The organism is Streptosporangium sp. NBC_01469 (assembly GCF_036227305.1).
Taxonomy (GTDB): Bacteria; Actinomycetota; Actinomycetes; order Streptosporangiales; family Streptosporangiaceae; genus Streptosporangium.
The window spans coordinates 4,441,570-4,454,018 of the sequence record NZ_CP109465.1; the positions used below are offsets into that span (position 1 = coordinate 4,441,570).

Annotated in this window: 8 protein-coding genes; 4 read left to right on the forward strand and 4 right to left on the reverse strand. The window is 71.9% G+C overall.

The features are described from left to right. Positions 1-148: 148 nt before the first annotated feature. Positions 149-1,627 (forward strand): SDR family NAD(P)-dependent oxidoreductase, encoded by a 1,479-nt coding sequence (locus tag OG587_RS19875; RefSeq protein WP_329092416.1) that lies wholly within the window; start codon positions 149-151, stop codon positions 1,625-1,627. A 123-nt stretch (positions 1,628-1,750) separates the two neighbouring features. Then, on the forward strand, positions 1,751-2,725 hold the full coding sequence (locus OG587_RS19880) for a GNAT family N-acetyltransferase (RefSeq protein WP_329092418.1): 975 nt from the start codon (positions 1,751-1,753) through the stop codon (positions 2,723-2,725). A gap of 183 nt (positions 2,726-2,908) precedes the next feature. On the opposite strand, the gene OG587_RS19885 is transcribed toward OG587_RS19880, so the two are convergent. Together OG587_RS19885 and OG587_RS19890 are read right to left on the reverse strand one after the other, a co-directional pair. After that, positions 2,909-4,957 (reverse strand): hypothetical protein, encoded by a 2,049-nt coding sequence (locus tag OG587_RS19885; RefSeq protein WP_329092420.1) that lies wholly within the window; start codon positions 4,955-4,957, stop codon positions 2,909-2,911. 416 nt (positions 4,958-5,373) lie between these two features. Beyond that, positions 5,374-7,695 (reverse strand): M64 family metallopeptidase, encoded by a 2,322-nt coding sequence (locus OG587_RS19890; protein ID WP_329092421.1) that lies wholly within the window; start codon positions 7,693-7,695, stop codon positions 5,374-5,376. A 176-nt stretch (positions 7,696-7,871) separates the two neighbouring features. Between OG587_RS19890 and OG587_RS19895 the strand changes: the two genes are divergently transcribed. Both OG587_RS19895 and OG587_RS19900 read left to right on the forward strand, forming a co-directional pair. After that, a complete protein-coding gene (locus tag OG587_RS19895) occupies positions 7,872-8,360 on the forward strand; it encodes a cupin domain-containing protein (RefSeq protein ID WP_329092423.1) in 489 nt (162 codons plus the stop codon). 5 nt (positions 8,361-8,365) lie between these two features. Then, positions 8,366-9,094, forward strand: a complete 729-nt coding sequence (locus tag OG587_RS19900) for an ArsR/SmtB family transcription factor (protein ID WP_329092425.1) — start codon at positions 8,366-8,368, stop codon at positions 9,092-9,094. A gap of 169 nt (positions 9,095-9,263) precedes the next feature. Here the strand turns inward: OG587_RS19900 and OG587_RS19905 are convergent, their stop codons facing one another. Both OG587_RS19905 and OG587_RS19910 read right to left on the reverse strand, forming a co-directional pair. Beyond that, positions 9,264-11,657, reverse strand: a complete 2,394-nt coding sequence (locus OG587_RS19905; protein WP_329092427.1) for an SDR family NAD(P)-dependent oxidoreductase — start codon at positions 11,655-11,657, stop codon at positions 9,264-9,266. Positions 11,658-11,692: 35 nt separating this feature from the next. Beyond that, positions 11,693-12,424 (reverse strand): TetR/AcrR family transcriptional regulator, encoded by a 732-nt coding sequence (locus OG587_RS19910; protein WP_329092429.1) that lies wholly within the window; start codon positions 12,422-12,424, stop codon positions 11,693-11,695. Between the last annotated feature and the right edge of the window lie 25 nt (positions 12,425-12,449).

Sequence of the window (12,449 nt, forward strand, 5' to 3'; positions counted from 1 at the left end):
CCGGCGAATCATCAAAAATGAGTTGATCTTCTCGGTAGGGTGAACGCAGGTGCCGGTTCGAAAATGAGCCGTTCTGCGTGGGGCCGTCGCGCTTTCCCTGACAGGGGAAGAGGACATCCAGCCGGCCCCACCCCCGGGAGGATGACGCGTGGACTCCGAGACCGTCCGGACGGTCCTGCGGGCGCTTGGCGAGGCCAGGCGGCTCCCGCTGGACGATCCGGATCGCAGGTGGATCGCGCACGCGGCGCTCGCACTGGTCCGTGACGGGCGGCAGCGCCGCAGGCAGAAGCGCGGTCGTGCCGTGAAAGAGGCCGACGCCGCGGTGCTGGCGGCCACCGCGATGGGCACTCCGGAGCGGGTGATCGACGCTCCCATCTCGGAGAGAAGGGCGGGAGAGCCGGCCGGAGAACTGCGCAGGCCGCGACGCTGCTACGTCTGCAAGGAGTACTTCACTCGGGTGGGCAGCCTGTATCACCTCCTCTGCCCCTCGTGCGCGGCCTTCAACGCGGCCCGTCGTACGGCCCGCGCCGACCTGTCGGGGCGGCGGGCGCTGGTCACCGGGGGGCGGACGAAGATAGGGCACCAGCTCGCGCTGATGATGCTCCGCGACGGCGCCCACGTCACGGTGACCACCCGTTTTCCGGCCGACGCGGTCAGAAGGTTCGCCGAGACCGGTGACTGGGGCGGGCGTCTGGAGGTCGTGGGGATCGACCTGTGCGACCCTCGCCAGGTCATCGCGCTCGGCGACCGGTTCCTGACGGCCGGGAATCCGTTGGACATCCTGGTCAACAACGCCGCGCAGACCCTGCGCCGGCCGCTGTCGGCCTACGCCGCCCTGATGGAGGGGGAGCGGGCCGGGCTTCCGCCGGGGGCGTCGACGGTGCCGGGATTCATGCCCGGTCTTCCGGTGTCGCCCCCTGGTGACGGGGTCTGGGGTCTGCCGGGTCTTCCGGTCTCGAATCCCGGTGACGCGGCTCGGGATCTGCCTGGTCTCCGGGTCTCGCCTTCCGGTGGCGCGGACGGGGATCCGCGAGATCCTCTGGCCTCGCCTGCCGATGACGTGGCCGGGGATCCGCGGGGTCTTCCGCTGTCACGTCCTGATGACGTGGCCCCGGGGCTGCCGGACGCGTCCGGTCTGCTGCCGGACACGTCGGCGCGTAACTCCTGGTCGGCGCGGATCGGTGGGGTGGACCCGGCCGAGTTGCTGGAGGTCCAGCTGGTCAACGCGGTCGCGCCGTTCCTGCTGATCGACCGGCTGCTGCCGTTGCTGCTCGCCGCGCCCTTCCCGCGCCGCTACATCGTGAACGTGTCGGCGGTGGAGGGGCAGTTCGCGGTGGCGAACAAGACCGGCCGTCACCCGCACACCAACATGGCCAAGGCCGCTCTGAACATGCTGACCCGTACCAGCGCCGCCGATCTGGCGCGGCAGGGTGTGTATCTGTGCAGCGTGGACACCGGCTGGATCACCGACGAGAACCCCGTGCCGTTGCGGGACCTGCTCGATCGCCGGACGCCGCTGGACGTGGTCGACGGCGCCGCGCGGGTCTACGACCCGATCGTGCGCGGCGAGGCGGGTGACCCGGTGCACGGCGTCTTCCTCAAGGACTACGCGGAGGCACCGTGGTAGGCGGGCCTCACGACCAGAACCGTACGGAGGTGTCGTGGTAGCCGAGCCCTCCGCTCGTCAGGCGTGGAGCCCGCCGGAAAATCGGTCGCCGCGTGGGGTGGCCTGCTTCTACGCTCGGTAACCATGACCTTCGAGTGGGCTCCGCTGACCAAGGGTGACGTTGGGGCGTGGGCGGAGTTGCTGGCGGCGATCGACGAGGTGGACCAGGTCGGGGGGAGAGAGTCCGCGGACGACCTCGCCGAGGATCTTGCCAACCCGCTGCTCGATCCCGTCGAGGGCACGCTGGGGGTGTGGGAGTCCGGCCGGCTGGTCGCGTACGGGGTGACCATGGCTCGGGCCGCAGCCGAGCCGGTCCATCGGATGAGCCTGTGGGGCGGTGTGCGTCCGGAGTGCCGGCGCCGGGGGCTGGGGGGTCACCTGCTGGAGTGGGCGATCGGCAACGCCCCGGTGCTGCACGAGCGCCGCTTTCCCGGGCAGCCCCTCGAGCTCCATGTCGAGGTGGACAGTCGCAACGAGGGCCTGCGGGCGCTGGTCGCGAGGGCGGGGATGAAGCCGGCCCGGTGGTTCTACGGGATGACCCTCGATCTGGGCGCCGAGCTGCCGAAGGTCTCGCCGCCGGAGGGGCTGGAGATCGTCACCTATCGCGATGACCTGGAGGATGCCGTCCGGGAGGTGCGTAACCGCTCGTTCGTCGACCACTGGGGGAGTGTCCAGCACACCCCGGAGTCCTGGCGGAACAACATCGTCGGGGTGCGGGCGTTCCGGCCGGAGGGGTCCTTCGTCGCGCTGGACGCGTCGGGGAAGAGCGTGGGCATCCTGCTCACCCACTATTTCGAGGCCGACACCGAGGCGACCGGGGTCCGCGAGGCGTGGATCCAGATCATCGGCACCCCGCGTGAGTGGCGGGGGCGCGGGGTGGCGAGCGCGCTGCTCGCGCACGCGCTGGGCGAGTTCCGCGCCCAGGGGTACGACACGGCGGGGCTGGGGGTGGACGCGGACAATCCGACCGGAGCCCTCGGCATCTACACCCGCGCCGGGTTCGAGATCGCGCGCCGTACGGCCGACCACGGGCTCCCGCTGGTTCCCGGGGTGGCGTGACGACCGCCGTTGTGGAGTGACGGCCGCCGCCGTTGTGGGGTGACGGCCGCCGTCGAGGAACGACCCGGTGGACCGGTGGCGCGAGCGGAACCGACGGGAACGGCATCCCGTCCGGCTCGGTGCCCTCCCATGGTCCGCGGAATTTCAATACGGCCGGTGACAACCGGGGTTCCGGCGGGACCGTCAGTGCCTGTGCTTTTTGCCGCGGCCGCTGGGGCGGCCACGCGAGCCGGGCGCGGGGCTCGGTACGAGGCGGAGCCGGGAGTTCCTGGCCAGCATCGGCTCGTACACCAGTGCGCGCAGCTCCTCCAGGGCCACTCGCGTGGGATGCCCCGAATCCAGCACCTCCGCGACGAATTCGGGCGCCTCCCTGCCCGCCGACTCGCGGAGCTGCTCCACGACGGCCTCGGGGCCGCCCAGCTCCAGCAGGATGATCAATCCTTCGGCGAGGAGCAGTGAGTGCTCGTCGGTGGTGAGATCCCCGGGGCGCAGTTCCCCCGTCTCCAGGAGGGCGGTCAGGACGAGGGGCCCCAGCGCCGGGTCACGCCGGAGCCTCGCCCGCATCGACCGGCCGTCGGGGAGCGTCTCCACCAGGGTGGAGAGCATGGCGGAGGCGCGGGTACGGAAGGGACAGGCGCGTACGGCGTCCAGGAGCGGCTCGACGTCACCTCCGTGCGCCGCCAGCCAGCCGTTCAGCTCGGCTGCCGCCGTCTCCTGGGTGTAGTGCTGGGCGAGCACCCCGAGCAGTTCGCCCGCCTCGGCGTCCGTCAGCTCCCCGAGCAGCGGGGCGTCCCGCCCGTCGGCGAGCAGTCGCTCCCGTACGGCTCGGGTGCCCAGGGGCGTCAGCCGTACCAGCGGGCCCGGCTCCGCCAGGCGCGGCAGGAGCCGGGCGCGTGCCTCGGGCGGCAACGGCAGGTCGTCCTCGGTGAGCTCCCCGAACTCACCGAACACGCCGGGACGCAGGTCGCTGGAGTAGAGCTCGTCGGGCAAGCCGTGGCTCTGCTCGACGGCACCGAGAGCGGAAAGGGCGTCGAACACCTCGAGCAGATCCCTCTCGACCTGGCGGCGCCAGATGTCCTGGCGGAAGCCGTCCTCCTCGGGGTCGAGCAGGAAGTACTCCTGGCAGGCCAGCCATACGGTCTCCTGCAGCCGGGCCACGGGGATCGGGGTCGGCAGGCTGTACATCGTGTTCAGCACGTCGGGCAGCAGCACGTCGAACGTCGTGGCGAGCATCGAGGAACCGGCCCCTTCGAAGGCGGGCACGCAGATCGCGGTGCCCAGCTCGAAGACCGCCTCGAACGCGCGCCGCCACAGCGCCTCCGGGTCGCGCAGGACGGGGCCGGCCTTGGCCACCGGGACCAGGCGACCCTTGCGCACTCGGACCAGGCCCGCCTTTTTCGCCCACGCCAACAGGAGGCTCACCCGGGGCATCTCGGCGGAGCTGCGCACCTGCAGATCCCGCTCCCCGGTGTCCAGCAGCGCTGCCAGCTCGCGGGCGTCGGCCAGCCGCAGGTTTCCGGTCTTGGTGAGGAGCCGTCCGTCCGTCCCCACCCAGCCGGTCAGGGCGGTCAGCTGCCGTACGACCTCGCTCCGGGCGGCCTCGGCGGCGAGTTCGGCGGCGGGAGGGAGGGCGACGGGACACTGGGGGAAGGCCCGTTCGTCGTCGGGTCCGGCGCCGATGAACTCGGCTTCGAGAAGCTTGTCGAGCACTTCGGAGTCGAACCGCACCCGGCCGGCGTCGACATCGCGCTGGAACCTGGCCACGGCCCGCTCGTCGTCGAGGACGACGCCGTTGTCGAGGGCGGTCTGCGCCCAGAACCTCCCGATGCCCTGCCGGGCCGGGTCGGCCAGCGCCGCCGGATACTCCGCCGCGGCCTCGGCCACGGCCGCCTCCAGCTCCGCCGGGGAGGCGCCCCGAGGGTCGCGCAGGCCGGACGCGGTGAGGTAGCGCAGGAACGTCAGCAGGCTTTCCGGCGCGGTGGCGAGGACATCCCGATCGGCCGCGAGGTGCCGAGGAATCCATTCCAGGAGGAAACGCCGCACCTGCCGTGCGTCCCAGCAGGCCAGCCGCCCGTCGCGGCTGCGGTGCCGCGCGTCCAGGGCCGCCGCCAGTATCGCCTCGTCGGCCTGCATGCCGTGCTCACCCGCCCAGGCGAGGCAGCGGCGGACCAGTAGGTCCTTCGCCGACTCGAACTCCTCGGCCTCGTCAGGATCGAAATGCGTCCGCACCATGAACCCCCGTACTCATGTTGCCGTGACCAGGTCGGGTCGCTCTTTCCCGACCGCGCTCGTTGTCCGTGTCACGTCCCGGCCATCCCTTTCCGCCCCTTTCGCCGGGACGGTGTGTGCGGGTCGGCGGCCAGGTCGGCCAGGAGGTCGTAGGACGGGATCCTCCTCGGCGCGCACGGGATCCATCGTGCCATCATCGCCGCCGGTGCGGGATGCAACCGAGGCCGGTACGGGGAGCCGATACGGGGCGCTGTGGAGGCCGCGGTCGCGTCGTCCCCGTTGTCCCCGTCGCTCTCGTCGTCTCCGGGAAGTGAGGGGTTCGGCGGCGTTGACCTTCCGCGGGTGAAAGCTTGACCGCCGGACAGGGCGACTCCCGGGCGGGACGCCCCCTCGGAGGGGGCGTCCCGCCGTCATGCGTGTCAGCGGTGGTGCTGGTCCAGGCCCTTCTCGGGGACGTCGCTGGACATCACGGCCTCGTAGGACCTGTCCCGGGCCTTGGATCGAGGGTCGGCGACGAGGTCGGCGCACTGGCCGCTGCCGGTGATCTGGTTGGGCACCCCGGCGTCGGACGGCGCGGGCGTGTTGCCGCCGCAGGAGAGCGCGCCGCGGATTCTGGTGCCCGCCATCACGAGGGCGTCGACGGTGGTGTTGCCGTTCAGGACCGCCGCGCCCCTGAGCTCGGAGCCGGCGACGACCAGTTGGCGGGTGGTGCCGGAGACGACGACCGCACCGCTGACCTGGGTCTTGAGCAGGTGCACCTCGGCGGCGGCGGACGAGGTGATCGCTCCGTTGACACTGCCGCCGTTGACCACCAGGGACGCGCCGGAGCCGACGGTCACCCCGCCGTTGACCCGGGCGTCGTTCAGGCAGGTGACGCCGGAGCGGACTACGATCGTCCCGTTCCTCGTACCGGTGATCGTGGTGGTGCAGGCGGGCGGCGCCGCGAGGGTGGTGACCGTGAAACTCCCGGCCGTGCCGTGGTTGCCGCTGGGGTCGATCGAGCGGTACTCGACGGTGTGCCTGCCCCGGGGCAGCTTGCCGAACGTGAGGCTGTCGATGACGGTGCCGCTCTCGCTGAACGTCCACGGCAGGTCGGCGGAGGTCGGCCAGCCGAAGTAGTTGAACCAGCCGTCGCCGTCCACTCGGGACTCGTGCACGACGTACCCGTCCTGGTCGTCGCCGCCGGTGAGCCTCATGGTGAAGGGGCCGTTGTAGACATGGGCGTCGCCGGAGGCGACCAGCGGCTCGGAGAGCTCGTAGCCGGTCGTGGGCAGCGTGTTGTCGACGGTCCAGGATCGGGTGTCGTCGCCGGAGGTGGCGGTGAGGATGTGGTTGCCGGGGGTGAGCGTGAGTTCTCCCAGATTCAGGTCCCCGTCGGCGTCGCCGAGCCGCGTGCCGTCCAGCGTCCAGGTGACGGCGGGGATGCCGTCGTCGGGGTGGGTGGTCTCGACGTAGACGACCTCGTCGCGGCCGACGGCCTGGTCGGCAGGCGTGGAGGAGAGCAGACCCGCGTCGACCGAGGCGGGGACGGTGGTCACGGTCGTGTCCACCGTCCAGGTGCGGGTCGCGGTGAGGGCGCCGGCGCGGATGGCGGGGTCCCGTACGAAGTCGCTCGGGTCGACGACGGTCGCCTTCACCGTGTGCGTGCCGGCCGGCAGGTTCAGTGTGCGCAGGTCGAGCGCGGTGCGGTCGCCCGGGAGCTCGGTGCCGCCGACGCTCCAGGTGGTGGTCAGCGAGTGGCTGTTGGGGTGCAGCGGCTCCACCCAGAGCACCCGGTCGGCGCCGACCGGCGACGCGGTGGGCGTGCCGTCCTGGATGAGGCCGACCTTGGCGGAGATCTTCTGGGTCATCACCTCGCGGCTGACCTGGTCGTAGTAGTAGCCCAGTGTCCTCATGAGCGAGTGCTCGCTGGGCCGCCAGACTCCCCTGCCGAAGTACAGGCCGCCCTCGTGGCGGCCGATGACGCCGCCCGCCTCGCTCGGCTCGCCCAGCCAGCGCCACCACTTCCGCCGCTGGTCCTTGATCTGCTGTTCGGTCAGCAGGGTGTGGTGTACGGAGCCGGGTTCGCCTCCCGTGTAGGCGCCGCCTTCCACGCCTCGCGTGTAGTAGGTGTACTCGTCCTGCAGTCCGCCCAGCGAGTGGCCGATCTCGTGCGGCGCGATGAGGGCCGACATCGAGTTGTGGCCCGAGGAGGTGGCGTAGGCGCCGCCCGCTCCGCCGTAGGTCCCGCTGTTGCCCAGGGCCAGGATCTGCCGGTTGGCGCCGCTGGTCCCGGTCACCAGGTTGGCGTACGAGTTGGCCGCCGAGTTGCTCATGGTGATCAGCCGCTGGACGCTGGCGGGGTTGCAGCCGCCCCAGAAGGCCATGCTCAGCGGGGTGTTCTTCTTCCCGGAAGCCAGGTCGGGGTCACAGCCGATGCCGGACTCGCCGGAGACGATGTCCACCCGGTAGACGTTGAAGTAGTTGCGGTAGGACTTGTACGGCTCTATGGACCACATCACGTTGAGCTGCTGGTCGGTGTCGGCGGCGAAGGAGGACTGCTCGCCCTCGGTGTAGCCGTCGCCCATGATGATCAGATTGAACCGCTTGTCCGGGGCTCCGGTGACCTGGAGCGGCACCACGGTGGCGCTGCCGACGTCGGCACCGGTGACGTCGGCGCCGGCGGGTGTCGCGGGAACGGTGAGCAGGGCGGCGGTCATCGAGACGGCCGCCAAGGCGGTGAGCGGCCTGGTGATACGCATGGTGGGGGGAACCTCCGTGGGCCAGTCGAGACTCCCTGCACTATCGTGCGTCGCCGCTCCGGGCGTCCATTACAAATACTGATAAATCTGGATTTATGGATCAAGCTGCTCTTTATCCCGCTACTGTCTTGTTCTATAGTTCTTTAGAACATTGGCTCATAGGGATGGAGAGCGAGATGTCGTACCCAGAGGCTCGTTACCTGGGCGAGGCGGGCGAGAGCAGCGGGGTCTTCCGGCCGGCGAGCGCGGGACCGGATCTGATGATCGGCGGCACGGCGGTGCGCTACCTGGGCACCGGCGCCTCGACGGACGGGCAGTTCGGCCTGTACCGCTGGGAGATGGGGCCGAATCCGTCCGGCCCGGCACCCCATTTCCACCGGACGATCTCCGAGTCCTTCTACGTCCTGTCCGGGACGGTGCGGCTGTTCGACGGGCAGGGCTGGACCGACGCGACGGCCGGAGACTTCCTGCACGTCCCGGCGGGCGGGATCCACAGTTTCCGCAACGAGTCCGGCGAACTGGCCTCGATGCTGCTGCTCTTCACCCCCGGGGCACCGCGCGAGGCGTACTTCGAGGAACTCGGCTCGATCGTGGCCGAGGGGCGTCGGCTCAGCGACGCGGAGTGGACGGACCTCTATCTTCGCCACGACCAGTACATGGTCTGACGGCCATGGCGGAGTTTCGCGAGGAACCGATCTACCGGCAGCTGGCGCGGATCGGGAAGACGCTGGCCAGTCCGGTGCGGCTCAGACTGCTCGACGTGCTCGACCAGGGGGAACGCACCGTCGAGCAGCTGTCCGACGAGGCGGACGTCCCGCTGAAGAACACCTCGGCCCAGCTGCAGCAGCTCCGCGCCGCCCACCTGGTGACGAGCCGCAAGGACGGTACGCGGGTCTACTACCGGCTCGCCGACGAGCGGGTCTCGCGGTTCCTGGGCGAGCTGCAGGACTTCGCCGGGGAGAGGCTCGCCGACCTGCGGGAGGCGGTGTCCGAACACCTCGGCGACCCCGCCGTGCTGGAGCCGGTGACCGCGGGCGAGCTCGCCGCGCGTCTCGCCGACCCCGAATCCGGCATCGTGATCGTCGATGTCCGCTCCGCGGCCGACCACGCCCGCGGCCATGTGCCGGGGGCGCTGTCGGTGCCCCTGGCCGAGCTGCGCGATCGTCTCGACGAGCTCCCCCGGGACGCCGAGATCGTGGCCTACTGCGGCGGGCCCTACTGCGTGGTCTCCCCGGAGGCCGTACGGCTGCTGCGCGAGCGCGGCTTTCACGCGCGCCCGCTGGACGGCGGGCTCGCCCGCTGGCGGCGTACGGGCAACCGGCTGCACCGGGCCTCCGCCGACCCCGGTTCGCTCGCCGCCGGTTCCACCGGCACCGTTTCCGACGCGGGGACTCCGTGACAGGCCCTCGGGGGTCTGCGACAGGTCCTCAGGGGGAGGAAGCAGCCCTCACCGGATTCTGACGTGCGGGCCGGGCAGGGGGCCGGTCGTGGCCGGCAGGACGGGCGGGACGAGGGGACGAGCAGGGCGGGCGGGGCGCCCTCGAACGTGCCCGCCGCCCGCTGGCCTCCTAGCTCCGGTGCCTGCTCACCATCCCCGCCGCGAGGGGGGCGTTCGCGAAGTCGCCGGCCGCCACGCGGGCGGCGACGGTGCGGCGGACGAGGCGGTCGGCCAGGGAGGGGACGTGCCTGCCGACCATCATCTCCACGCGTCCCCTGACGGTGGTCGCCACGTCGCGCGGGGCGCGGCGGGCGGTGACGGCACGGACGATCGCGTCGACCACGCCCTCGACGGGCTCCGGTCTGGACACCGCGTCCAGGGACAGCCCGGCCTGCCGCGTACTGTCGTGGATCGGGCTGCGGACCATGCTCGGGTAGACCGTCGTCACGCCGACGTGCGTGCCGACCTCCAGCCGGAGCGCGTCGGCGTAGGCCGCGAGGGCGCGCTTGGAGACGCCGTACGCCGCCGCCAGCGGCAGTGGCAGGACCGCCATCCGCGAGGCGATGAAGACCACCCGCCCGCGCGTGCGCACCAGGTGGGGCATGACCGTCGCCGTCACGCGCCAGGCGCCGAGGAGGTTCAGCCGCAGCTGCGCCTCGACCTCCTCGCCGGGGGCGAGTTCCGCCGGGGCGGGCCCGCCCCGGCCCGCGTTGTTGACCAGCAGGTCGATGCCGCCGAGCAGGGCCGCGGCCTCGGTCACCGCGGCGTCGACGGACTCCTGGGAGGTGATGTCGCACGCGATGATCGGGATGTCGGAGTCGCCGGGACGGGCGATGTCCAGGCCGACCACGTGCGCGCCCTGGGCGGTGAACCGCGCGCTCATCGCCCTGCCGAAGGTGCCCGCCGCGCCGGTGACCAGGATCCGGCGCCCGGCCAGCGCGTGGGACGGGGCGGCGCGCAGCTCGCGGTCCATGACGCGGAGGTACTGGTCGACGTCGATCCGCATGTGGGGCCTGCGCTGTCCCCAGCGGTCGCGGGCGGCGTCGAGTTCGGCGGCGGCGATCCGCCGCGCGGTCCCGGGGTCGGGCAGCCGGTGGGTGCCCGCGCGTACGGCGGCGACGAGGCGGCCCTGCGCCTCGACGACGGGCAGCGCCGAGCCGGTCGACTGCATCAGCCCGACGTAGCTGATCGAGTCGTCGCCGACGGGGAAGACGTGGCGGTAGAGCAGCGTGCTCGCCGGGTCCGGCATCGTGGCGGCGTCCAGGAACGGCGTCACGGCCCGGTAGCCGGTGCACCAGACGATGTGGTCGACCTCGTCCACCCGGCCGTCGGCGAACTGGACCCGCGAGCCGTCCAGGCGCGCGATGCCCTGGCGCGCGAGCACCCTTCCCTCCGCGATCAGCCGGGGAACGGAGTCGCTCAGGGTGGGGTGGTCCTGGAGCACGCCTCGGCGGGGATCGGGAAGGCGCGGTCCGGCGGGTTTCCTGTCGGCGACCCTGAGCACCGCCTGGGAGATCACCTGCCGCACCCGCCAGGGGAGCAGGGCCGCGAGGGCGCCGTTGAGCTGGTCGGAGGGGCGGCCCAGCAGCCGCTTGGGCAGCACCCAGACGCCTCGCCTGGCCGACAGCAGCACGGCGGACGCGTGGCCGGCGAGTTCGGTGGCGATGTCCATCGCGGAGTTGCCGGTGCCCACCACGAGCACGCGCTTCCCGGCCAGCTCGGCGGGGGTGACGTAGTCGTGCGCGTGCGACTCGGTGCCGGTGAACGTCCCCGGGTACGGAGGCTCGGGCAGCCGGGGCTCGTGGTTGTGGCCGTTCGCCACCACCAGGTGCTCCACCGTCTCGCGGTACGGCCCGCCGGGACCGGTCAGCTCCAGCTCCCAGCCGTCCTCGGTACGCCGGGCCGATTCGAGGGTCGTGCCGAACCGGAAACGCTCGCCGACCCCGAAGCGGTCGGCGTAAGACCGCAGGTATTCGAGCATCTGGGCGCGGGTCGGGTAGTCGGGCCACTCGGCGGGCATCGGGAAGTCGGAGAACTCCGTGCGCGGCTTGCTCGTGTTGAGACGGAGGCCCTCGTAGGACGCGGTGTCGCCGTCCAGCCGCCACAGGCCGCCGAGGGAGGCGGCCCGCTCGACGCCGAGGACAGGCAGACCGGCCTCGACGAGGGCCTTGGCCGCCGCTATCCCCGCCGCACCGCCGCCGACGACGGCGGTCACGCCCCGGCCCGGTACGCCTTCGCGGTCGGTGGTCACGCTTCGGTCCGGTGTGCCTACGTGGTCGGTGGTCACGCCCCGGCCCGGTACGTCTTCACGGCTGGCGGTCACGCTTCGGTCCGGTGTGCCTTCGCGGTCGGTGGTCACGCCCCGGCCCGGTACGTCTTCACGGCTGGCGGTCACGCTTCGGTCCGGTGTGCCTTCGTGGTCGGTGGTCGCCCCCTGGCTCGCTCCGGTGTCGCCGCCGGCGGTCGCCTCCGGGCCCGGCACGCCGCCGACGGTCGCTTCCCGGCCCGGTTCCCCTGTGCGCATCCGTTGCCTCCCATATTCCATCGAATGATGGAATATTAGCCTGTGGAGCCGCCCGAGCCAGGGGTCGCGTAGAGCCGGTCGATGAAGCGGTGGGCGTAGGCGCGGAACTCGCGCTTCTCGCGGTCGGCGGTCACGGCGTCGCCGCCGCGGGCGCTCAGCGCGGTCACGTGGCCGTGGGCCGCCCAGACCAGGCTGCGCACGGTGATGTGCGGCGTCGGCTCGACGACGAGGCCGCGGGTGGCCGCCTCCAGCAGGGCGCGCTCGATCTCGCCGTAGATCGGCAGCGAGTACGCCTCGTCCAGGGACAGGTGGAGGGTGGGGTCCAGCCACCGCCGCAGCCACAGGAACGTGGTCTGGGGATGCTCGTCGAGGAAGTCGACGAACGCGTCCACCAGGTCGTGCATGGCGCCCACGACGTCGCCCGCGGGTTCGGAGCGCACGGCGGCGAGGAAGGCGCGCACCGGCGGCGTCAACGTCGCCTGCTCCAGCTCGAAGACGCGGGCGAAGCAGGCGTCGTACAGGGACGCCTTCGACGGGAAGTGGTGGTGCACGCTGGAGACGTCGATCCCGACCCGGGTGGCGATGTCGCGCATGGAGACGCCGTCGGCCCCGTGCCGGGCGAAGAGGCCGGTCGCCTCGGTGAGGATGCGGTCTGGAGTGGACGGCGCCGAGCGGTCCCTGGGCGGGCGCCCCCTGCGGCGTGCCCGGGGCGCGGAGACGTCCTCTCCGCCCTCCTCGCTCTCCTCGTTTTCCGCGCTCTTCCTCATGCCGGACAGTCTGCCAGGATCGCCC